The organism is Aquabacterium sp. (assembly GCF_041909175.1).
Taxonomy (GTDB): Bacteria; Pseudomonadota; Gammaproteobacteria; order Burkholderiales; family Burkholderiaceae_C; genus Aquabacterium.
Genome location: NZ_JAYRDZ010000002.1, coordinates 499,809 through 522,392, shown reverse-complemented (window position 1 = coordinate 522,392; position 22,584 = coordinate 499,809). Strand labels below are relative to the sequence as shown.

General features: G+C 60.6%; 22 protein-coding genes and 1 tRNA gene. 15 read left to right on the top strand and 8 right to left on the bottom strand.

The features are described from left to right. The first annotated feature begins 12 nt into the window (after window positions 1–12). Complete coding sequence (locus ACE3PH_RS04940; RefSeq protein WP_374316866.1) at window positions 13–516, top strand: peroxiredoxin family protein; 504 nt, start codon at window positions 13–15, stop codon at window positions 514–516. A gap of 7 nt (window positions 517–523) precedes the next feature. On the opposite strand, the gene ACE3PH_RS04935 is transcribed toward ACE3PH_RS04940, so the two are convergent. Next, complete coding sequence (locus ACE3PH_RS04935) at window positions 524–1,666, bottom strand: hypothetical protein (protein ID WP_374316865.1); 1,143 nt, start codon at window positions 1,664–1,666, stop codon at window positions 524–526. A 151-nt stretch (window positions 1,667–1,817) separates the two neighbouring features. Here ACE3PH_RS04935 and ACE3PH_RS04930 point away from each other — a divergent pair, with 151 nt between their 5' ends. The 4 genes from ACE3PH_RS04930 (at window position 1,818) to ACE3PH_RS04915 (ending at window position 4,574) form a co-directional block, all read left to right on the top strand. Next, a complete protein-coding gene (locus ACE3PH_RS04930) occupies window positions 1,818–2,276 on the top strand; it encodes a PTS sugar transporter subunit IIA (RefSeq protein WP_374316902.1) in 459 nt (152 codons plus the stop codon). Then, window positions 2,245–2,514, top strand: a complete 270-nt coding sequence (locus ACE3PH_RS04925; RefSeq protein WP_374316864.1) for an HPr family phosphocarrier protein — start codon at window positions 2,245–2,247, stop codon at window positions 2,512–2,514. The genes ACE3PH_RS04930 and ACE3PH_RS04925 overlap by 32 nt, the downstream gene beginning before the upstream one ends. Before the next feature lie 224 nt (window positions 2,515–2,738). After that, on the top strand, window positions 2,739–3,836 hold the full coding sequence (locus ACE3PH_RS04920; RefSeq protein WP_374316863.1) for a transporter: 1,098 nt from the start codon (window positions 2,739–2,741) through the stop codon (window positions 3,834–3,836). 87 nt (window positions 3,837–3,923) lie between these two features. Next, window positions 3,924–4,574, top strand: coding sequence for a chalcone isomerase family protein (locus ACE3PH_RS04915; RefSeq protein WP_374316862.1), 651 nt, complete (start codon window positions 3,924–3,926; stop codon window positions 4,572–4,574). Between the two features lie 12 nt (window positions 4,575–4,586). Here the strand turns inward: ACE3PH_RS04915 and ACE3PH_RS04910 are convergent, their stop codons facing one another. Genes ACE3PH_RS04910 through queC form a run of 3 tightly spaced genes read right to left on the bottom strand, consistent with a single transcriptional unit; the run spans window position 4,587 to window position 7,871 of the window. Beyond that, window positions 4,587–6,503 (bottom strand): M48 family metalloprotease, encoded by a 1,917-nt coding sequence (locus ACE3PH_RS04910; protein ID WP_374316861.1) that lies wholly within the window; start codon window positions 6,501–6,503, stop codon window positions 4,587–4,589. A gap of 10 nt (window positions 6,504–6,513) precedes the next feature. Continuing rightward, a complete protein-coding gene (locus tag ACE3PH_RS04905) occupies window positions 6,514–7,107 on the bottom strand; it encodes a LemA family protein (protein ID WP_374316860.1) in 594 nt (197 codons plus the stop codon). Beyond that, the gene (queC, locus tag ACE3PH_RS04900) at window positions 7,104–7,871 is read right to left on the bottom strand and encodes a 7-cyano-7-deazaguanine synthase QueC (protein ID WP_374316901.1); all 768 of its coding nucleotides are present in this window, start codon (window positions 7,869–7,871) and stop codon (window positions 7,104–7,106) included. Before queC ends, ACE3PH_RS04905 begins: the two co-directional genes overlap by 4 nt. Window positions 7,872–8,033: 162 nt before the next feature. On the opposite strand from queC, the gene ACE3PH_RS04895 reads away from it, so the two are divergent. Beyond that, complete coding sequence (locus ACE3PH_RS04895) at window positions 8,034–8,810, top strand: ferredoxin--NADP reductase (RefSeq protein ID WP_374316859.1); 777 nt, start codon at window positions 8,034–8,036, stop codon at window positions 8,808–8,810. A gap of 73 nt (window positions 8,811–8,883) precedes the next feature. Here ACE3PH_RS04895 and ACE3PH_RS04890 read toward each other — a convergent pair whose 3' ends face one another. Beyond that, window positions 8,884–9,099: a DUF2061 domain-containing protein gene (locus tag ACE3PH_RS04890; RefSeq protein ID WP_374316858.1), complete on the bottom strand. Its 216-nt coding sequence runs from the start codon at window positions 9,097–9,099 to the stop codon at window positions 8,884–8,886. Between the two features lie 204 nt (window positions 9,100–9,303). Here ACE3PH_RS04890 and ACE3PH_RS04885 point away from each other — a divergent pair, with 204 nt between their 5' ends. After that, entirely contained in the window at window positions 9,304–10,512 is a 1,209-nt protein-coding gene (locus tag ACE3PH_RS04885; RefSeq protein WP_374316857.1) for an SMP-30/gluconolactonase/LRE family protein, read from the top strand. Here ACE3PH_RS04885 and ACE3PH_RS04880 read toward each other — a convergent pair. Next, complete coding sequence (locus ACE3PH_RS04880; protein ID WP_374316900.1) at window positions 10,506–11,249, bottom strand: sulfite exporter TauE/SafE family protein; 744 nt, start codon at window positions 11,247–11,249, stop codon at window positions 10,506–10,508. The genes ACE3PH_RS04885 and ACE3PH_RS04880 overlap by 7 nt on opposite strands. A 70-nt stretch (window positions 11,250–11,319) precedes the next feature. Beyond that, entirely contained in the window at window positions 11,320–12,573 is a 1,254-nt protein-coding gene (locus ACE3PH_RS04875) for a glutamate-5-semialdehyde dehydrogenase (protein ID WP_374316899.1), read from the bottom strand. 85 nt (window positions 12,574–12,658) lie between these two features. On the opposite strand from ACE3PH_RS04875, the gene ACE3PH_RS04870 reads away from it, so the two are divergent. After that, window positions 12,659–12,991: a hypothetical protein gene (locus ACE3PH_RS04870; RefSeq protein ID WP_374316856.1), complete on the top strand. Its 333-nt coding sequence runs from the start codon at window positions 12,659–12,661 to the stop codon at window positions 12,989–12,991. 29 nt (window positions 12,992–13,020) lie between these two features. Here the strand turns inward: ACE3PH_RS04870 and ACE3PH_RS04865 are convergent, their stop codons facing one another. Next, complete coding sequence (locus ACE3PH_RS04865) at window positions 13,021–14,313, bottom strand: FAD-dependent monooxygenase (protein WP_374316855.1); 1,293 nt, start codon at window positions 14,311–14,313, stop codon at window positions 13,021–13,023. Window positions 14,314–14,450: 137 nt separating this feature from the next. On the opposite strand from ACE3PH_RS04865, the gene ispB reads away from it, so the two are divergent. The 7 genes from ispB (at window position 14,451) to ACE3PH_RS04830 (ending at window position 22,491) form a co-directional block, all read left to right on the top strand. Further along, complete coding sequence (ispB, locus tag ACE3PH_RS04860) at window positions 14,451–15,380, top strand: octaprenyl diphosphate synthase (protein ID WP_374316898.1); 930 nt, start codon at window positions 14,451–14,453, stop codon at window positions 15,378–15,380. Between the two features lie 15 nt (window positions 15,381–15,395). Beyond that, window positions 15,396–15,472 (top strand) — tRNA-Pro (locus ACE3PH_RS04855). A 163-nt stretch (window positions 15,473–15,635) separates the two neighbouring features. Next, window positions 15,636–17,252, top strand: a complete 1,617-nt coding sequence (locus ACE3PH_RS04850; RefSeq protein ID WP_374316854.1) for a site-specific integrase — start codon at window positions 15,636–15,638, stop codon at window positions 17,250–17,252. Window positions 17,253–17,339: 87 nt separating this feature from the next. Continuing rightward, window positions 17,340–17,561 (top strand): helix-turn-helix transcriptional regulator, encoded by a 222-nt coding sequence (locus ACE3PH_RS04845; protein WP_374316853.1) that lies wholly within the window; start codon window positions 17,340–17,342, stop codon window positions 17,559–17,561. Beyond that, window positions 17,558–18,814, top strand: a complete 1,257-nt coding sequence (locus ACE3PH_RS04840; RefSeq protein ID WP_374316852.1) for a phage/plasmid primase, P4 family — start codon at window positions 17,558–17,560, stop codon at window positions 18,812–18,814. Before ACE3PH_RS04845 ends, ACE3PH_RS04840 begins: the two co-directional genes overlap by 4 nt. Before the next feature lie 1,288 nt (window positions 18,815–20,102). Beyond that, window positions 20,103–21,776 (top strand): TaqI-like C-terminal specificity domain-containing protein, encoded by a 1,674-nt coding sequence (locus ACE3PH_RS04835; RefSeq protein WP_374316851.1) that lies wholly within the window; start codon window positions 20,103–20,105, stop codon window positions 21,774–21,776. Continuing rightward, a complete protein-coding gene (locus ACE3PH_RS04830; protein ID WP_374316850.1) occupies window positions 21,751–22,491 on the top strand; it encodes a hypothetical protein in 741 nt (246 codons plus the stop codon). The genes ACE3PH_RS04835 and ACE3PH_RS04830 overlap by 26 nt, the downstream gene beginning before the upstream one ends. Window positions 22,492–22,584: the final 93 nt, after the last annotated feature.

Genomic DNA, 22,584 nt, shown 5'->3' with positions numbered 1-22,584 from the left:
ATGCTTCAAGCCATGAAATTTTCCAGACGCCATCTTGCCCTTTTCGGACTGGCCTTGCCAGTGTTTCTGTCCGGATGTTTCTCTGATTCGGGCTCGGCCATGCCGGTCAGCAGCTATGCGCTGCTCGATGGCAGTACCCACAGCACGTCAGAGTTGAAGGGCAAGGTCACCATCATCAACTTCTGGGCGACCAGTTGCTCGACCTGCGTGAAGGAGATGCCGCAGATGGTGTCGACCTTCCAGAAGTTCCAGGGGCAGGGTTTGCAGACGGTGGCCGTGGCCATGTCTTACGACAACCCCCAATATGTGGCCCAGTTTGCCGCCACGCGGCAACTGCCTTTCACCGTGGCTTATGACAAGACGGGGGAAATGGCCAACGCTTTTGGGCCGGTACAAATGACACCGACTACCTTTGTGGTCAATCGCAAGGGCGAGATCGTCAAGCGCTACGTGGGCGAGCCGGATTTTTCTGCCTTGCACGACTTGCTGGGCAAGCTGCTGGCCGAGTCGGCCTGATGACGCATCACATGATGCGGGTGAGTTCGTAGACCAGGGCCGATGGCAGCGACTTGCTGATGGCGTGGCGGCCGACGCAGGCCATGCCGTTGTGGCTGACGCCTGAAATGTCGAAGCGGTCGCCATCGGCCATCAGCTCGACGAAGACGAATTCCGGCACTTCTCGGCGGATGTTGTCGACCAACTCGTCAAACCGGTTGTCGCGCAGGGCTGATTCGAAAACGATGCAGTGCGGCAAGCCCTCGCGGCAGAACTCCATGGCTTCAGGTATGGAGTTCACATAGTCGACCACCAGGCCCATGGACTTGATCGACTCGCGCACCAGGATGCGCATGTCGCGACGGGCCACGACCACCAGCACATGGCTGCCGGCCAGGGGCTTGGAATTGACCGAGTTGGAAAACCCATGGTCAAGCTCGGGCATCAGGTTTTCTGCCAGCAAGGCATTGACGGTGCGAGGGAATTCGATCAGCAGGTTCACGTTGCAATCGTCAGCTTGCCGTGTGATGCGGGCGTTCATGGTCAGGGCTGTCTGCTCCAGCAGGCGCCACGCCATGTTGTCGATGCTGGGCTGCGTCTGCACCGGGGCGCCATCGCCGTCCAGCCCGTCGGCCAGCTTGTGGCAGAAGTGGCAGTGCAGTCGGCCATCAGCCGGCCAGTTGGCCAGGTCCACCCGCAACTCGACCGGGCCTTGCGCACACTGCAGCCACCACTCGACCATGGCATTGAGCAGGCCGTAGAGCATGGACGCGTCAACCTGCAACTCGACGGGCTCCAGCGACTGAGCCAGTTGAATGCCCTTGGCTTGCATCTCGCGGGCACGGTAGGCGAGCACGCTTTGCAAGGTGTGGGTGAGGTGAACCCGCTCGTGTGACTGGCGCACCCGCCCGGAGGCCAGCCGCGCAATTTGCTGGGCCCAGATGCCTGCCTGGCGTGCCCGCTCGACCTCTTCGCGCAGGGCCTTGAGGCCGCGCCGATCGATGCGGCCCGTGGTGGCCAGGGTGGTCACGCGCTCCAGGGCATTGGTCAGCGGTTCGGCCAACTCTTGTCCGATTTGACCAAGCAGATCTTGCAGGCGCAGGACATCCCCGTCGATGAACTCGTGTTCAGTCGTGTCCGAATTTCGTATGGTGGAATGTGTCGGGTTCATGGCTGGCAGGCTTTTGTAACAGTCTGTAGCCGGGGCGGGAGACTGTCCATCCCACGATCGGGTGAGAGTCGCCGCAAACGTCACGGATGGGCTCGTGGCGTTTTCCCCACGCCTCCCTTTTTTGAGGGGGTCGTCCGATAATGCGCGGAATATGCCCGGCTTGTTCGTCATCGCTCACACACCGCTTGCCTCTGCCTTGAAAGAGGCGGCGCAGCATTGCTTTCCCGAGGCAGCGCTAGGGATGCGGGCGCTGGATGTGACGCCCGAGTTGGCGCCCGATGAAATCGAGTCGCGCGCCCGGGCTTTGCTGGAACAGGTTCAGCAAGCCGACCCCAGGGGCGAAGCGCTGATCATGGCCGATGTGTTTGGTGCGACACCATGCAACACGGTGCAGCGCCTGGCCGATGGCGTGCATGTGAAAGTCATTACCGGTGTGAATGTGCCCATGCTGTGGCGCGCACTTAATTACGCCGGAGAATCTCTGGATACCCTGATTACCCGGGCCGTTGCGGGCGGGACTCAAGGGGTTATGCAGATCGCAACCAGCCGGCCGCAGAATCAGGCCAACCAGCCTACCCATGATCAAGACCACCGCCAGCATCAGCAATAAGCTCGGCCTCCACGCACGCGCATCGGCCAAACTCACCAAACTCGCCAGCAGTTTCCCCTGCGAGGTATTCATGAGCCGAAATGACCGGCGTGTGAATGCCAAAAGCATCATGGGCGTCATGATGCTGGCTGCGGGCCTGGGCTCGACGGTTGAGCTCGAATGCAGCGGCCCCAAGGAAGAAGAGGCCATGCAGGCCTTGCTGGCCCTGATCAACGACAAATTCGGCGAAGGCGAGTAAGCGCCTTATAGGGTTTTCGCGAGCAATTTGCTTGTGAGAATCCGTGAACTTTCGTTGATTTAACGTGAGATGTTGTTGCTTCTCGGCGACAACCCGCCCCCCCTTTGTCCGTCATTCAGGGCACAGTTGTGATCATATTAATCAGGAAACATGAGTGATCTTTCCTGACATTTGAGTACGCGCCTCAAAGCTGACTATTAATTAGATTTCTAGGAGTGAAGTGGATGAAGACCAATCGCAGTCAAACTCGTTCGTTGTGGGCCCCTGCTGTCAAGGCTGTGGCTCTGGCCGCTGCTGTGGGTGCCAGTTCTGCTGCACTCGCTGCTGAAAATGGCCTGCAACGTTACTCGCCCGGCGTCGGTGGCAGCGACATGACCGCGCCGCTGGTGCCGGGCTGGTATGGTCAGATGCCACTGGTGGTCTACCACGCCTCCAAGATCAAGGACAACAGCGGTGATGCCAAGGTGCAGTCCGGCTCCACCTCCGTGACCGGTCTGGGCACCATCCCGTATAGCGCCAAGCTGGACTACAGCGCCGACACAGTGGCTTTGCAGCCTCGTCTGACCTACCTGAGCGCCAACCAGTTGTGGGGTGCCAATCTGGGTATGACGGTCATGCTGCCGCTGGTGTATCGCAAACTGGATCTGTCTGCCAGTTCGGTCACGCTGCCCTCCAGTGTGCCGTCCGCTTATGTGCCAGCCATCAGCTCAGGCATCTCGTCGGCTATCTCCAGCCTCAGTGGTTCGGTGTTTGGCCTGGGTGACCTGGAATTCTCGCCCATCATGCACTGGGAGATCGGTGATCACCAGCACGTGACGTTTGCGCCCACCATCATCATCCCGACGGGTGAGTACGACAAGTATCGCCGCGTGAACCCCGGCTACGGCAACTTCTTTACCTTCCGCCCATCGGTGCAGTACGCCTTCATCGGTGACGGCTGGGACGTGGGCGCGCGTCTGGTCTGGTCCTACAACACCCGCAACAAGGACACGGGCTACCGCTCGGGCAACATCATGAACATCGACTACCAGGCGATGGCTTTCGTGAGTGACGACGTGCGTGTGGGCCTGCAAGGCTATGTGGTCCAACAGCTGAGCCGTGACTCGCAAGACTTGTCTGGTTTCAGTGCTTCCGATGTGGCCAAGCTGTCGCAAGACACCTCGACCGGCAACAAGATGCACGCCTATGCGGCTGGTCCGGCTGTGGCGTGGCTGAAGAATGGTGGTGAGTTCCTGCTGGAAGGCAAGTTCCTGCAAGAGTTTGGCGCGCGCAACCGCGCAGAGGGTCAAGCCTTCTGGCTGATGTTCTCCAAGCCGCTCTGATGTCCTGACCCCACCCTGCGGGGGGGCCCGGGGCTGAGCCGGGGCCATGTGACTCTGCAGGGCTCCGAAGTGTGGAGTGTTCGCACCATGTATATCAAACGCAAACCCCTGACGCCGGCCGAGAGTGCACGCCGGCAGATGATGCTGACGGCAGCGCTGGCTGCGGTGCTGCCCTGGCCGGCCAAGTCGGCCAATGCTGCGGGGCAGGTCGCCCTGGAAGGCGTCGAGCTTGACGAAACCATCACGGCCTACGGCCAAAAGCTCTACCTGAATGGCGCTGCCGTGCGCAAGCGCGGCTACTACAAGGCCGACGTGACGGCTTTGTATCTGCCGCAGAAGACGACCAATCCTGACCACATTTTCAAGCTCAATGGTGTGCGGCGTGTGCAGCTCAATTTGCTGCGCGACTTCACCTCTGCCACCATTTCGCGCATTTTCATTGCCGACTTCAAGCAAGTGGCCTCTGATGCCGAGTTCAAGCAGCTGATCAACGAGATCGGCCAGATTGGCTCGGTCTATGCAGCCATTCCGCGTGTGGGCAAGGGCGATGTCATCAACCTGGACTGGGTGCCAGGCAAGGGCTGGATGTGCTTCCAGAACGGCAAGCAGATCGTCACCGACATGGTCCCCAGTGGTTCCATCAACAGCGAGTTGGCTTTCCAGATCTACATGCGGATGTACATCGGGCAGGCCGCGCCAGAAAACTACCGCAACGGTCTGTTGGGCATCAAGGACTGATGGCCCCTGGCGTCACAGGTTGTAGTGTGACGCCAGCGCAGGTGGCATGGGTGAGTTGATCAGCCCGGCCACCAGTCTGAGGGCATCTGCGGTGTCATCAGACAACAGCCCGTTGGGGCTGTGATTGAGCGATTCCTCAACCCAGGCGCGAAGCAGCACGGGCTTGAGAATCCACGACATCTCCTGCACCCCGGCGATGGCATTGACCAGACCGTCGGCGTCAGGGGCTTCCCAGGCAGGCAAGCTCTGATTGGCGGCGGTGTCCACGCAGCGGTTCATGACGCGCGTGTACCAGGCGAGGCCTTTCAGCGATGGCCCTGTGGGCGTTTCCCTTTCCGGGACAAAGCGTGCGAGATAGGCCGTGAGTGCCATGACGTATTGCCGCTCGTGGGGCGTGAGTTCGGTCAGGTCACGACTCAATGCAGTGACTGGGCGCAGCGGTGCTTGTGCTGCTTGCTGGTCGTCCATGTAGTGACGCAGTGACAACCACATCAGGCGCTCCATCGGGCTGATGCGGCCGTCGGCCCGCATGAGATCGCGCGCACCTTCGACCAGTTCGCGGCGTTGGGGCAGCGTGCCCTGGCTGATCAACTGGCACAGGCGCTCGAACTCTGGCAGGCGTGCCGCCGGATGCAAGGCCTGGACGGCCTGCAGAATCTGATCGGCCTGCGCCACGCCTTTGGCTCGCCTGCGCCACATCTTTTGCTCTGCGGGGTTGCCGGGCGACATCATGATGGCCAGTACCGCGAGATTGCATTCCGCGGGGCCGGTGAGTCGATGCAGACGTTCGATGGCTTCGGGGCTGTGGTCCCAATTGATCTGGGTGGGGTCGGCCCGCACGGCCATGCCGGAACTGGCATGCAAGGCCGCTGCGGCCAGTACGCCCTCAGGCATGGGCAGCGGTGTGTCAGACGCGCTGCGCACGCGGCGGGTTTCCTGAACGTTTTCATGCAACGGGGGGGCCGGCATCGGCCGCAGTATGGCTCCGCAGATGCGCTCGATGCGAACCGGCAGGGCCGGGTGGGAGGACAGCCAGCGGCTCCACCGTGGTTCATGCATGAGCATGGCGGTCACCATCTCGGCATGGGGTGAGCGGATGCGGTCAGCCAGCTCGTTCTGGTCACTCCAGATCTTGCGCAGCACGTTGCCCAGCCCGTCGCGTGTGCGGGTGAACTGAATGGCATCGGCGTCGGCCAGAAACTCGCGCTGGCGTGATACCGCAGCCTGCAGGATGCGGCCCGCCAGCCAGCCCAGCCAGCCGATGATGGCAAAAACCACTCCGATGGCCCAGACTGGCGGCGAGATACGCCCCTCCGCATTGGGGCTCATGAGGGTCTGGCCATAGCCATGGACCAGCGACAGGCCCCAGACCAGCGCCACCAGCCGCATGGTCAGGCGGAGGTCGCCTTCCTTGATGTGCCCGAACTCGTGGGCGACCAGGCCTTGCAGTTCGGCGCGGTTCAAGCGTTCCAGGGCACCTTGGGTGACGCACAGCACGGTGTCTTCGTCTGCCCAGCCCGCCACAAAGGCATTGATGGCGTCTTCACGTGGCATGACGAATACCTGTGGCGTGCGCTGACCGCTGGCCAGCGCCATTTCGTCGACGACATTGAGCAGGCGGCGCTCCAGTGGCGTGCCACCGTCGGTGACTTCTCTACCGCCCAGCCAGCGCGCCAGGCGGGGGCCGCCGCCCTCACGCAGACGCTGGGTCTCGACCAGGCAGCCGCCCACGACGAACAACAACACGATGCCGGTGTTGGTTTCGAAGAAGAAGTTGGGGAAGCCGTGGGCGAAAGGCACCGCGAGCTTGTAGACCAGGGCCAGCACGCCATTGATCGCGACCACGAGGGCGGTCAGGAGCAGGGCAAACCAGACGAACAGCCTGGTGGTGCGGGTCTGGGCCTGATCCTGATGCTGACGGAACTTCATGGGAGGAGAGTCAGAACGATACCTTGACGGGAGCGCGTTCGGCCTCGGTGGTGGTGGCTTGCAGCATGGCGGCCGTGCGGAAACCGAACAGGCCGGCAATGACGTTGGCCGGGAACTGGTGGATGGCGTTGTTGAACTCGAGGGTCACGTCGTTGAACAGTTGCCGCGAGAATGCCACCTTGTTTTCCGTGTGGGTGAGCTCTTCATTGAGGTCGCGCACGGTCTGGTCGGCCTTGAGCTCAGGGTAGGACTCCATGACCACATTGAGCTTGCCCAGCGCGCTGCCGAGCACCTGTTCAGCCAGGTTCAGGCTTTTGAGTGCACCAGCCTGGTTGGGCTGGCTGCGTACCAGGTCGGCAGCGGCCATGGCCTGGGCCCGGGCGGCGGTGACGCGCTCCAGGGTTTCGCGCTCATGGCTCATGTACTTGCGGGCGACCTCCACCAGATTGGGGATCAGGTCGTGGCGACGCTTGAGTTGCACGTCGATCTGGGCAAAGGCGTTGGCGATTTCATTGCGCAACTTGACCAGCCGGTTGTAGACCCCGACCGCCCAGAAAATGAACAGGGCGATGATGGCCAGGGTGAAGATCTGAGCGATGCTCATGCAGCGGTTCCTCCTTGTTGAGCTTTTTTGTGGGCAATCCAGGTGTCGTAGCCGTCCCGGCGCAGTTCGCACGCAGGGCAGGTGCCACAGCCATAACCCCAGGCATGGCGCTGGCTGCGGTCACCCAGATAGCAAGTGTGCGTGTGCTCGATGATGAGTTCATTAAGGGCTTCGCCCCCCAACTGGTCCGTGAGTGCCCAGGTCTGTGCTTTGGTCAGCCACATCAGCGGGGTTTCGACGGTCATGGGGGCAGCCAGCCCGAGGCTGAGCGCCACCTGCAAGGCCTTGAGGGTATTGTCGCGGCAGTCCGGGTAGCCAGAGTAGTCGGTTTCACACATGCCACCGACCAGCACACTCAGGCCCCGGCGATAGGCCAGTGAGGCTGCAAAGGTCAGGAACAGCAGGTTGCGGCCAGGCACAAAGGTGTTGGGCAAGCCGTTGGCCTGCATCTCGATGGCTTTTTCAGCCGTCATGGCGGTGTCGGAGATCTGGCCGAGCAGGGCGAGATCAAGCTTGTGGTCGGCGCCCAGTCGGGGCGCCCACTGGGGGAATTGTGCAGCCAGGGCGGCGCGGACCTGGTCGCGGCACGCCAGTTCGACACGGTGGCGCTGGCCATAGTCGAAGCCAATGGTCTCAACCCGTTCGAACCGCTGCAGGGCCCAGGCCAGGCAGGCGGTGGAGTCCTGTCCACCAGAGAACACGACCAGGGCACTGCGTGGGTCATGAGCGAGGGCGGCAAAAGAAGCGGGTGCGGATGTGGTCATGGAAGCGTCAGTCATTCAATAGTATCCAGAATACCGGAACTCACCCCTATATCTTCATTGGACATTGACGCAGCTCATTTGGCAGCAGGTGTAAAGCTGCGCGACAATACGTGGTTTTGAAGAATACCCGGGCCCGTATCGTGGGCTCTGCAGGAACCCGTCATGGCCGCTTTCAATCAAGAGACCGTTCTGTCCGTTCACCACTGGAACGAGACGCTGTTCAGCTTCCGCACCACGCGCAATCCGTCGCTGCGTTTTCACAGTGGTCATTTCGTGATGATCGGCCTGGAGGTAGATGGCAAGCCTCTGATGCGCGCCTACTCGGTGGCCAGCGCCAATTACGAGGAATACCTCGAGTTCCTGTCGATCAAGGTGCAAGACGGCCCCTTGACCTCGCGTCTGCAAAAGATCGAGGTAGGCGACAAGATCCTGGTGGGTGCCAAGGCCGTGGGCACGCTGGTGGTGGATGACCTGACTCCGGCCAAGAACCTGTACCTGTTTGGTACCGGCACCGGTCTGGCGCCGTTCATGAGCATCATCCAGGACCCCTACACCTACGAGAAGTTTGACAAGGTGGTGCTGGTTCACGGTGTGCGCTATGTGAGCGAGTTGGCCTATCACGACTTCATCAGCAAGGAACTGCCTCAGCATGAACTGCTGGGCGAGCTGATCACCGAGAAGCTGATCTATTACCCGCTGGTGACGCGTGAGCCCTTCAAGAACCAGGGTCGCCTGACCGATCAGATCCTCAATGGCGAATTGGCCAAGGGGGTGGGCTTGCCGCAGATGAGCCCCGAGAATGACCGCGCCATGATGTGCGGCAGCCCCTCGATGCTGAAAGACCTGTGCCAGATTCTGGACGACGCGGGCTTCAAGGTGTCCGAGGCCCAGGGCATTCCGGGCGATTACGTGATCGAACGCGCTTTCGTCGAGAAGTAATCCGTTCGACTCAAGGTCACGACAGGGCCGCTTTCCCGCAAGGGAGGCGGCCTTTGTCTTTGGGGGGGGCTTGTCAGGTTCGTTGGGTGACGAGGCGGGTCATGGCGGCGCGACCGGCTACGGCACGGGGGTGCTCCCAGTACTTGTCGAAGAAGTAGTGCATGACCGTGTTGACCAGGGGCTCGACAAAGGTCACCACACCTGCCACTGCGATACTGCCTGTGATGAGATAGGTCACGCTGAACGAGGTGACGATGTGCATCACACCGAAAGTTGCTGTCTTGGCCATGGTGATCTCCTCTTGTGCCTCCATTGAGAATGGTTCTCATTGTCTTTGCTGCGTATTGATTGATCAAGAAAATCGTATGAATTGTCTTGATAGGTATTGGCAATGGTTCTGACCATAGCGAGGGCAAGTCCGGAGAGGCGAGCGCGTACCGTTCCTTGACACTGCCATCTGAAAACGGATTCGGTCAAAAACAAGGGGTTGGGCATGACGACGGGTTCCATGAAGGTGTCTCGTGGGCGGGTGAATTGGCTGGCCAGTTGGCTGACACCACTGCTAGCCTCACTGGGCTACTTGTTCTTCTGGCCGATTCCTGTGGAGCCCCAGGGCTGGCATGCGCCCAAGGACAAGGGCTACAACGGCCCCCATGTGCGCAACGAATGGCTGTCCGGCCTGAACCAGGTGCAACTGGGGGCAGGGCAGGAGGGCCCCGAATACATTGCCCGCCATGGCGATGTGCTCTACACCGGTTTGAGCAATGGCGACGTCCTGTCGCTGTCAACCGATGGTGCACAGCAAGCGGTGGTGGCCAACACCGGTGGGCGCCCGCTAGGCTTGGCGGTGGCCGCTGATGGCAGTCTGCTGGTGGCGGATGCCATGCGTGGCCTGTTGCGCATCAGGGGGCAGGGCGCCCAGGCGCACATCGATACCCTGTTGACCGAGGTGGACCACCCGGTGGCCCATGACCCGGTTCGCTATGCGGATGCCGTCGAGGTGTCGCCTGACGGGCGCATCTGGCTGACCGACGCCTCTCGTCGGTTTGGCGCCAAGGCGTTGGGCAGTACCTTCGAGGCCAGTGTGCTCGACATCCTCGAACACAGTTGTACCGGCCGGGTGATCGTGCTGGATGCACAGGGAGGGCAGCCCAAGGTGGCCTTGGCCGGCTTGTGCTTTCCCAACGGCATGGTGTTCTCGCAGGATGGCCAGCACATGTTCCTGGCTGAAACGGGCACGTTCCGGGTCTTGAAGGTGGACCAGGCCAAACTGGCCACGGTGCGTGCGGCCGACCCTGCCGGGGTGCCTCGCATGGAAGAGGTCTTGCAGCAAGGCGCTGCCGTGGTGCTGTTGGACAACCTGCCGGGCTACCCGGACAACTTGACGCGCGGTGAAGAAGGGCGCATCTGGGTGGGCTTGACCAAGCCGCGCAGCCCGGTGCTGGACATGTCAGCCGAACACCCATGGGTGCGGTCGCTGACCTTGCGCCTGCCTCGCTCGCTGTGGCCGGTGCCCAAGGCCTATGGGCATGTGATCGCCTTCAACGAAGCGGGGCGCATCGTGGCCGATCTGCAGGACCCGACGGGGGCCTATCCGGAAACCACCTCGGCCACTGAAGCCAACGGCCGGTTGTTCATTCAAAGCCTGCATGCACACACCATGGGCTGGAAGCCGTACCTGGCGTCGCTGCAGCCTCACTGACCCCAGGCCGTCCAGGCCGTGCGCAGCACGAGCGCGCCCACCACGATGAGAAAGGCGTGGCGCACAAACCCGGCGCCATGCCGGATGGCCAGGTGGGTGCCGAGTGAACTGCCCGCCACATTGGCGACCGCCATGGGCAGCGACAAGGCCCACACCACGTGACCTTGCGGGATGAACCAGGCCAGCGCAGCCACATTGGTGGCGAAGTTCAGCCGCTTGGCTGCGGCACTGGCATGGAGAAAGTCCCAACCCAGCAGGCGCACGAAGGCGAACACGAAGAAGCTGCCGGTGCCAGGGCCGAAGATGCCGTCATAAAAGCCGATGCTGGCGCCAATGGCCGTGGCCAACAGGGTTTCCTGGCGCGTGGACAGGTGGGGGGTGTGGTGCTGACCCAGGTCTTTGCGCCACAGGGTGTAGACCCATACCGCAGCCAGCACCACGGGCAGGACGCTGCGAAAGCGACTCGCCGGTACCTGTGTCGCCAGCCAGGCTCCGAGCAGGGCCCCCAGCATGGCTGCGCCAATGGCCCCAAGCAGTCGGCGTGATGGCAGGCGCACCTTTTTCGCAAATTGCCAGGCGGACCAGCCCGTGCCCCAGATGGAAGCGGCCTTGTTGGTGCCCAGCAGCGTGGCTGGCACAGCTTGGGGAAACAGGCCAAACAGCGAGGGCACGATGATGAGGCCGCCGCCACCCACGATGGCGTCGACCAGGCCCGCACCCGCCGAGGCAAGCAGCATCAGGCCGATGTTGACGGCATTCAGTTCCAGCACAAGCAGGGCCTGCAGTGGCGGGGGATGGGGCGGCTGGTCAGCTGCGCACTTCGCCCTGACCGAACACCACGAACTTCAGCGAGGTCAGCCCTTCCAGCCCGACGGGACCACGGGCGTGGAACTTGTCGGTGCTGATGCCGATTTCGGCACCGAGGCCGTATTCGAAGCCGTCTGCGAAGCGGGTCGAGGCATTGATCATGACGCTGGCCGAATCGACCTCGCGCAGGAAGCGCATGGCGTTCGGGTGGTTGGTCGTCAGGATCGAGTCCGTGTGGTGCGAGCCGTACTTGTTGATGTGGGCAATGGCCTCGTCCACCGAGTCGACCACCTTCACGGCGATCACGGCGGAGAGGTATTCCTCGTACCAGTCCTGCTCGGTGGCATCGACCACCTTGGCACCAGCCACGCCCGCCAGGATGGCCTTGGCACGGGCATCGGCGCGCATTTCGACGCCCTTGTCGGCAAACACCTTGCCGATCAGCGGCAGGAACGCGGCGGCCTGTGCGGCATGCACCAGCAAGGACTCGGTGGCGTTGCAGGGGCTGTACTTCTGGGTCTTGGCGTTGTCGGTGACCTTCACAGCCAGCGCCAGGTCGACTTCGCTGTCGACATAGGTGTGGCAGTTGCCGTCGAGGTGCTTGATGACGGGCACACGAGCCTCCTGGCTGATGCGCTCGATCAGGCCTTTGCCACCGCGGGGAATGATGACATCGACATACGCAGGCATGGCGATGAGCTGGCCGACGGCCGCACGGTCGGTGGTCTGCACCAGTTGCACGCCGTTGGCAGGCAGTTGGGCTTCCACCAGAGCCGCTTGCACCAGCTTCCACAGCGCCAGGTTGGAGTGGATGGCTTCGGAGCCGCCGCGCAGCACGCAGGCATTGCCACTCTTGATGGCCAGCGAAGCGGCTTCGATGGTCACATTGGGGCGGCTTTCGTAGATCATGCCGAACACGCCAATGGGCACGCGCATCTGGCCGACGCTGATGCCGGTGGGGCGGCGACGCACATTGGTGATCTCGCCAATGGGGTCGGGCAGGGCGGCGACTTGTTCGCAGCTTTCGGCCATGGTGGCGATGACCTTGTCGGTCAGGCGCAGGCGGTCGACCATCGGGGCTGCCAGGCCATGGGCCTCGGCCTGGGTGATGTCACCCGCGTTGGCGTCTTTCAGTGCGGCGGCGTTGTCGCGGATCAGGCGAGCCAGGGCCAGCAGCGCACCATTTTTGGCGGCGGTGGAGGCGGCAGCCATCACGGTGGCAGCGGCGCGGGCGGCCTGGCCCACGGCGGTCATGTACTGGTCGACAGGTTGGTCGACGGACACAGAGGTGTTCAGCGCGGTGTTCATAAGGCAAGATTGTCTCAAACCCGAGCCTTTCATGCAGCAAGACCGTATCGAGATCCACATAGACGCCCCGCCCAAGCCCGCCTTGGGGCAGCCATGCAATGGTTGCGGTGTGTGCTGCCTGGCTGAGCCGTGCCCGGTGGGCATGCTGATCAGCCGGCGTCGCAAGGGGGCTTGCGATGCACTGCGCTGGAGTGTCTCCGAGGGCTGTTACCGCTGCGGGCTGCTCAGTGCGCCGCAGGAGGTGGCACCCGCATGGCTGTGGCGGATGCCTTGGCTGCGGCGGCCCTGGCTGGCTTGGGCCCGCCGTGTGATCGCGTCCGGCAAGGGCTGTGACGCCGACTTCGAGGTGACGTCAGCACCCTGATCCGATGGCGAAGACTGCGGATGAGGAGGTCAGCGGCGACCGAACATCATGGTGTTGGCCAGGGCGCGCTTGAGGGGGCCCAGCGCCTGCATCGCGCCCAGCCCCAGGCCGCGAGCGGTCGCCAGGATGGGGGCCGGGAAGGTGAAGCTGCGGGCGAGGAAATCGGTGCCGGCGATCAGGGTGAAGCGATCAGGCTGACGGCGGCGCTCGAACTGGCGCAGGGCTGTGGCCACATCGGTGGACGTACCCTGGCTGGCGCGCACCAGGGCCGCCAGCAGTTCATGCACATCTCGCAGACCCAGGTTGAAGCCTTGGCCGGCGACCGGGTGCAGGGTCTGGGCGGCATTGCCGATGCGCACCAGGGCACCTTCGCTGACCAGTCGGCGGTGGGCGTTGAGGCCCAGCGGGAACACCTTGAGCGGCGACATCTGGCGGATCTCGCCCACCTGCGCCGGGAAAATGGTGTTGAGCACGGTCAGGCGCTGGGCGTCATCGAGTTCGGCCACGGGGTCGTCATCGCTCGGCACGCACCAGACCAGCGCAGCACGCGGCCCCACGGGTCCACCGGGCACCACCGACCCCCTGGGCAGAGGCAGCAGGGCAGCCGGGCCTGACGGGGTGAAGCGTTCATAGGCCACGCCAGCGGGCGTGTCGTCCGCCAGCAGCACCTGGCCGATCCAGGCTTTTTGACGGTAGTCTCGGCTGACGCCTTCGGGCCAGCTCAGCTTGGGCTGGTCGGCAAACACGCCCCCTTCGGCGATGACGGCCAGGTCGAAGTGCTCCACGATGTCAGCATCGATTTCAACGCCTTCACTGACGGCCTTGACGCCTTTGACCGGGGTGCCGAAACGCATGGACAGGCGGGCCTCATCGGCCGCCACGGCTGACAGCCACGATGCCTGCATGGGTGCGACCAGGGTGCCGTAGCTGATGACGGCACCGAGTTGCGGCACGCCTTGTTCGGCCGCAGAGATGTGCACGGCAGGCTGCCCCTGACCGGGCCACAGCACGGTGGGCTGTTGCTGCGAGACATGGACCTGGCGGATGGCTGCAACCTGTTGCGTGGCCAGCATGGCATCCCACAGACCCATGCGCTGCAGTTCCTGCACAGAGCCGAGCGAGAGGGCCAGCACCCGCGGGTCTTGCGAGACATCCTTGTCGGCCGGGCGGGCATCGAACACGGTGATGTGCGCGTGCGGCAAGGCACGTGCCGCCTGCAGGGCCAGCGACAGCCCGGCGGGGCCGGCGCCAATGACGGCGATGGACAAAGAGGGGCGGGCGGTCTGCTGTGCGTGATTCAGCACATCCTGGCTCGTATTCATGATGCAGGGGGATGTCAGGAAAACAGCGGGGGGTTTCTATAATCAGCGCTTACCTTACCTCAGACCTGAGCAGTTTCTTCAACGTGTCCGCCACAACCCCCACGCCCGCCAGCTACCGCACCCTCTCCGCCAGCGACATGGCAGAGGTCGATCAGGTCATCCACCGCCGGCTGGCATCAAGGGTGGTGCTGGTCAATCAAATCTCTCATTACATTGTCAACGCCGGCGGCAAGCGCGTGCGCCCGATGCTGCTGTTGCTGGTCGCACGAGCCCTGGGCTGCGACAGCGCGCAACGCCATGAGCTGGCTGCGGTGGTGGAGTTCATCCACACCGCCACGCTGCTGCACGACGACGTGGTGGACGAGTCGGATCTGCGCCGTGGCCGCAAGACGGCCAATGCGATGTTCGGCAACGCCGCCAGCGTGCTGGTGGGGGACTTCCTCTACTCCCGCGCCTTCCAGATGATGGTGTCGACCAACCGCCTGCGCGTGATGGAAGTGCTGGCGGATGCGACCAACGTGATCGCAGAAGGGGAAGTGCTGCAGTTGATGAACATGCACGACCCCGACATCTCGGTGGAAGACTACCTGCAGGTGATTGAATACAAGACGGCCAAGCTCTTTGAAGCCAGTGCCCGTCTGGGCGCACTGATCACCGATGCGTCGCCAGAGGTGGAAGAAGCCTGCGCCGCCTATGGCCGTGCGCTGGGCACCGCATTCCAGCTGATCGATGACTTGCTGGACTATGAGGGCAGCACCGAAGAGCTGGGCAAGAACATTGGTGACGACCTGCGCGAGGGCAAGCCCACGCTGCCGCTGCTGGCCGCCATGGAGCGCGGCACAGCCGAGCAGCGCGAAATGATCCGCAACGCCATCATCAACGGTGAGGTGGAGCGCATGCCCGAGATCGTGGCCATCGTGAAGTCGACCGGGGCATTGGAAGTGACCCGTGCCGCGGCTCAACAGCAGGCCGAAGTGGCCAAGCAGTGCCTGGACGCACTGCCAGCTTCTGAATTCCGTGAAGCTCTGCTACAATTATCGTTTGATTCGATTCACCGCTCTTCTTGAGTTGTGAATCGACATCGGGGTGTAGCTTAGCCTGGTAGAGCGCTACGTTCGGGACGTAGAGGCCGGAGGTTCGAATCCTCTCACCCCGACCAGAATTTCCGTTGCAAATCAAGGACTTACGCAGTTCTTGATTTGCCAACCGGATAGCAGCAGTGGCAAATCAGTGGCAATCTCTGCCACTTCGCATGCCACCCGCGCAATCATCCCCCATCTCCTTGCCTATACGCCTGTTCCTCATCTACGGAACATTGCGTCATGGCATCCATCGAGAACCGCTCCAAGGTTCAAGTCACGGTCAAGAACCGCGACGACCTCACCAAGTCCTTCGAGTACAGCGCGACCAAGGCCATCACGGCCTACGTCGAGCAACTGAAGGCGCTGGGCCTCAAGCCCAAGCTGGCCAGCCTCAACAACCACTACGTCATCCGCGCTCGTCAGGTCGGCTACCCGACCCTGACCTTGTACGCGTCGAGCGAGGCCGAGGCCATTGAAGTCCAACAGCGTATAGAGAGCGAGCGCCGTCGCGGCATCATCATCGACTACGGCGTTGCTCGGCGGACCTCGTTCGCGGACGTCCTGATTCGGTACCTGCGCGAGGAAGCCCCCCGGCACAAGAGCTTCGAGGTCGACGGCTACAAAATCAATGCCATCCTGCAAGACGCCGGACTGCCTCGCGAAGACATGGGCGCCATCCTGGCCGCGCACCCCAACCCAAACCCAAAGTGGAAAGTCACGCCGATGCGCAAACCAACCGGTGCGCGGATGAGTGAGCCATCGGAGACCAGCCGGTTTGTGCGCAAGTCCTTCGCCGATGTCGTGCCGGAAGACTTCAGGGACTACATCGACGAACGGCTTCAGGTCGTGGAAGCCTCGACGGTGGACAGGGAGATTGACATCTTCACCGCCGCCTGCAATGCGGCTATCGACATGTGGCGGATTCCTTGCGTCAAGAGCCCCATGGACGGCATCCGACGCCCCTCCTACTACAACGAACGTGACCGCCGCCTGAAGGACGACGAGGAGGCGCAACTTCTGGACGCCGCGCGAACAGAAGACCGCACGAAGTCCATTGAACGCCGACTTGAGCAGTTGATGCAGGACGAGCGCTCGGACGCCAACGAGGCCTCCACCGTCTACCGGCGCAAAAAGATTGTCAAGGCAGCCCGAGAGCAGTACCAGCACGAGGCTGAACAGACGTACACCCACGTCGCACTTGTGGAAACGCTCACCCAGTTCCTGCTGATGACCGGGGCACGTCGCGGGGAAGCGCTGAACCTCAGATGGTCACAGCTGGACTTGGAGTCGCAGACCGCCCTACTGCCCGAAACCAAGAACGGGCGTGCACGCAAGCTACCCATCCGCGCGGACCTTGTCCGCATGCTCCGCGCCCTCCCGCGCACGTCTGAACACGTGTTCCCCATCACCGTTGACGGACTACGGAAAGCGTGGGTGCGCATTTGCACAGCGGCAAAGCTGACAGAAGAACACGAGTTGCGGGTTCACGACCTGCGTCACGAAGCCATTTCACGTGTCGCGGAGGCTGGCAGCAACACACCGGGCGGCTTCACGCTGGTTGACCTGCAAGCCTTCAGCGGCCACCGTGACACGCGCATGCTGCTGCGGTACGCGCACCTTTGCGCTCAGAACTTGGCGAAGCGCCTGGACGCAGCCTTCGCGGACAAGAGCCAGGTCACCACGCACCACGGCGTGCGCCGTTTGAAGAAGGGGGCGGCGGTGAGCATCACCGACCTGTGCGGATCGGCGCCGCCGACCGCGCCTGCACCAACGCCGCTCCCGGTGATTCAGACGCAAACTTTCAAGTTGCCGGCGGTATGTCTGACATGGGGAACCACGCTCAGCAAGGCGGCCTGAACAACTTGCAGTAGCACGCGGTTCATGCAGTGATGTTCGCGCTATACGGTAGGCAGTCATGTGACTGCTTACCTTTGGGAACTGCACATGGACCGTCTTCTGACGCCCCGCGACCTGAGCGCCCTCATTGCGCTCGCACCACGAACCATCTACAACCGCCGTGCGACCGGCGGCGACCTGCCACCGGCCATCGTCCTTGGACGACGCCTGCGCTTCAAGCTGTCGGATGTCCATCAATGGATGGAGTGCCACAAGGAGGACCGCGCCGCCATCCCTGCCACGACTGCGCGGGAAGGGGGCAACGCATGAGCCGCCGTCCTCCCTTCGAGCCCATCGGCTACGCGGAGAAGCTGGAGAGGTCGGGCAACTACGCGTCCGCCGACCAGTTGCTTCACGAGTGGACCGGCACGCACTGGCGCATGATTGATGACGAGGCCGGCATGCGCATGGCGCTGCGGTGGATTGCCGACGGTAGCCACGGCGTTGTCAACGCTGCCAACGCCAAGGCCACCCACCAAACGGCGTTGCTCTGGTTGCCAGCCCTTCAGGAGCCGACAGACGCGGCCGTCATCCCCGTGCAGAACGGCTATCTGCACCTCGACGGCTCGCCGGTGCTGCGTCCCCACGACAAGGGGCTTGGGCTACGTCACGTCCTTCGTTGTGACTACGACCCCGCCGCCCCGCCCCCGGAAGCGTTCGAGAAGCTGCTGAGCCGAATCCTCCCGGACCCGGCAGTGCGCGGCCGGGTACAGGAGTACATCGGCTACACGCTAATGCCTGATGCGCGTTTCCAGCTGGCCCAGCTCTGGCTTGGCTCGGGTGCCAACGGCAAAGGCACCCTGGCCAACATCGTGCAGGCCCTTCATGAGCGGATTGCGGCAACGTCACCCAGCAAGCTAGACGGCTTCCACGCCGCCATCGTGCTTGGCGCCTCGCTCATCTATTGCGACGAAGCACCGCCGCAGGACTGGTGCGAGCAGACCATCAAGACCATGATTGCCGCCGAGTCCGTCCCCATCGACAGAAAGTACCTCCCCGGCATCACGACGCGGGTCTTCGGCAAATGGCTCATTCTGGCCAACCACATCCCCGTCATCCGGGACCAGTCCAACGGCTTCTGGCGACGCTTTGACATCGTGCCGTTCACGGTCGAGATTCCGGCCGGCGAGCGGGACCCGCTCTTGGCCGCCCACATCATCAAGCACGAGTTGACCGGCGTGCTGAACTGGGCGCTGGACGGACTTCAACGTCTGCTGGCACGCGGTCGGTTCGACGCCTCCCCGCCGCCAGCGATGCGGACCGCCAAGCAGGCCGCCCGCACAGAGACGAACTCAGTTCATGCCTGGGTCGAGGATGCTGCAATCGAACGCACGCTGATTGCAGACACGTCGAAGTCTGAGGTGTACATGGTCTATGCCTCATGGTGCCGGGAGAACGGCATGATGCCGCTGTCGTCGCCGAAGTTCTGGAAGCGCTTGTCGGACTCCATCGGCGAGGTGTTCGAAGCCAGGCCGGTGACGAAGGCCGGTCGCTTACGCCTCTGCAACGTCCAGTTGCCCTGACCAGCAAGGCCCCGACTTCGGTCACGAGAACAGCCGTTGAATACGGCTGTTCTTCATCATGACCAGCCTGACCGGCTCAATGCGGGAACCTTGGCTCCCGCAGCAGCCGCCCTCCATCTCTTCCTTCTTTCGCCCGCGAACAAGAAGAGACATGCAGAAGGTTTCGCAAGAACTCCGGTCAGGCTTGGTCACTGGAAGATGTCCGCTTGATCGCGGCGCTTTTTCGTGACCAAGCTGCACAGCCCAATCCGGTCTGAGCCAAGGGCAACCAGGGACGATGCTGCCGCATCGTCTCAGCGGGCGACAGTACTGTCCTCCGTGTCCAGCTGATACGCCTATACCAACGCCGTCAGCACGCCTCGCGCCCCGTACACCAACACGTTCTTTGTCAACTCAGGGAACAATGCCGGTAGCACTATTGCCAGGGTCTGGTTCACATTCTGCCCCCCCCCGCTGACAACATCTCGGCGGCGGCCAGCGCAGGCGCGACGGTCGGCGCCGCTGGGCCGTGCGGCCGGAAGGTAACCACCGTCTGCCCGGCTTTGCAACCTGCAACAAGGACGAGTTCGCTGTGAACGTGTCGATGGCTTCAGGACTCGTGTCGGCTGTAGGTTCATTCCGCCTTTTGATGAAGGTCGTCGCCATCGTGAGCCTCCCGGCTCGCAGGGAACACCTAGCCATCATCACGGGCAGGGTGCCGGTCGGCGCAGCTGCAGCAGATGCACGCGTAGGGCGTTGAGCCGACCACCTGGATGCCAAAGTTCGCGTCGACGATGCCGCGCCGGACCGCCAGGGTGACAGCACGTTTGACGTCAAAGCGCAGGGCAATCGCAGACCGAAGCCAACAACTCGACTGTCGGGGCTTGCGCAAGGGCCTACAGGTCGTGGCCTAGTTCCTCGGCGTTGACGGCCCTTTTTGGAAGGTGCTGTGAACTTGAGTGCGCCGAACAGGGGGCTCGAACCTCGCCCAGAAACGCGCTCCCGTTGGGTAGCCGGTTACACGGAGCGCAACACTCGGACACAGTTGGTTCTTGTCGCAGTCAACGACGATGAAATCGAGTCCTTGCCCCTCCCGAACCCCGTCCCTCTTTGCACTAAATCAGATAAAATGAGAGTCTAGGGCCGAGACTATCCAATCTCAAAATAAAAACATAAATTTTATTTGGATGCCTCTAACTCGCATCGCAATGTTTAACCCCGCAGTGAATTGAAAAATCAATCGATAATTCAGGCCAACTTCGAGCGACCAACCAAATTAAGTAAGCCAACGAGTGGGGCAACATCAAAATTGAACAAAGCTCTAGAAATCAAGCAAACTCCGGCCGGCCAGCAAGATTTGTTTGGCGAAACTCCCGAAATCCAAATTTCAATCAAAGAAGCCGCAGAATTCGCCAGCGTTTCGCAAGCCACTATTAGAAATTGGATTAAGGCTGGGAACATTCATCAGGCGCCAAGCGGACTAGTAATAAAAAACTCCTTGGCCGACTTCAAACGCAACGAGATTGGAAAGAAGAAGCTCACCGCAAGAGCGAACAAGTCATCAAAAGACACTCACAATCACGATGATGCGTCTTTGCAGATTCAAGGGAAGATTAACTCAGAATGCTTTGACTCTGATGCACTTTCATCAGAGTATGAATCATCTCTTTCGGATTCCTACCGCAACAAAGAGGGCATTTATTATACACCGCCATCTATTGTCGCGAACCTCTTTGATATTCGACGCGACGAGATAGGTTCAGCAACATTCTGTGACCCATGCTGCGGCTCTGGGAACTTTTTGGTGCATGCCATTAACTTGGGCTTCAAGCCAGAAAACATCTATGGATTTGACACCGATGCAAACGCCATATCAATTGCAAAAAAGCGCATTTACGCAGCCACAGGCGTAGAGCCAAAAAATATAAAATGCGCCGACTTTTTATCTGAGGCAGCCAAGAATTCAGCCCCCCAGTTTGACGTTATTTACACCAATCCACCATGGGGGAAAAAAATACAAAAAGAACAAAAAGAACAATACGGCCTAATATTTGGAGCCGGCCGAGCGCTAGACACTAGTGCACTATTCTTTTTCGCATGCATTCGAAGCTTAAAGGAAGGGGGGCGCCTAGGGCTGCTGTTGCCTGACGCATTCTTCAATATAGCCACGTTTGAGGAGGCGCGGATAAGAATTTCCAAGTTGGGGCTACTTCGGATAGTAGACTACGGAAAAGCCTTCAAAGGCCTAATATCGAAGGCAATTGGAATTTCACTACTAAACATTGGCAGAACAGAGGCACCCCCAATTGTTACCTGTGAGTCAGCCGGAGGAAAATACGAGCGCAGCTCGGCATCATTCACAAAAAACCCTAAAACCATTTTCAACTATTGGTGCTCACCAGAAGAGAATGACGTCATTTTAAGGGCTTACTCAACTCCCCATTCAACTCTGGCAGGACACTGCAACTGGGGACTTGGTGTCGTCACTGGAGACAATGATAAATTCTGTCGCCCGACACAGGGGGACGGTTGCATTCCTGTTTTCAGAGGTGCCGATATAGGAAAAGGCACCATTGCCGAGCCCAGCTGCTATATTCCTTCTGATTTGACACTCTATCAGCAGGTGGCGCCACGCCCTGTCTACGAGGCAAAAGAGAAGATTATCTACAAGTTTATAACGAATAAGCTGGGCTTCTTTCATGACACAGAGCAGAGATACGTGCTCAATAGCGCCAATATCTTGATAGCCCGAGAAAGCTTGGGTATATCAACAGGTCAGCTATGTGACCTGCTTAACAGTGATTTCATGGATTGGCTTTTCCTGAAACTATTCTCGACGCACAAAGTACTACGAGGAGACTTAGAGCAACTCCCAATTTACGTCGACTACTTCAGAACAAACACTATATTCCACGAGGATAGCTTCTTGGAATTTCTGTCAATTGAAAGGACTGACAATGGAACTTACAGAACTAAAAGATAAGATTATCGGGTCGTTCTCAGGGAGCGCAGAGCAATTGCAGGAAGTACTGGAGCTAGTGGCACTGGACCATTCCGTATTTCCGTTCAATGAGTACGAGCATTTAATCTGCAACTTAATAAATCGCGGCTGCCTGACCTTTGCGCAGTACATCGAAATTAGAAATGAGTACATTTCAGAGAATCCAAATCTATGGATTTTTGAGATTTCAGCTCCTCGCGGTTTTGGCGAAGGATTTGCCCAGACTTACGTTCAAGGAAAAGGGGCGAACTTAAAAAGGGCATCTAAGAAGCTGGATGCCAATTATTCCGGCGAATATGACCTTTGGCTTGATGGCATAAAAATAGAAGTAAAGGCTTCTCGTGCCGTTGATGCAAACAGCGAAGAACCACTCTACATGAAGGCGCTGTCTAGAAATTCAAAGAAAAATCTTCTGATGAATTTTCAACAGCTGAAACCGCAATGTTGCGATGTATTCGTTTGGGTGGCCGTTTTTCGCGATGAAATCGTTCTTTGGGTTATGAATTCTCGCGAGGTAGCCGAGAACAACCTCTTCTCACGGGGACAGCACAGAGGCAATAGTGGGAACGAAGGTCAGCTTCATGTGAAGCACGACAATATCCACCAATTCAAGATGTACGAGTTGGTGGGAAACGATATTGAGTCAGCCATCCGCGCAGCCGCAAGTAAAACCTCAACCGCCCACACAACCAGTTGAGACATCGGCCTCCCACCAAGCATTCCTGAACTTGGCATCTATCCACTGCGACCCTAAAGCCATCCTTGTCGGGATTAGGAAAATTCGTCCTCA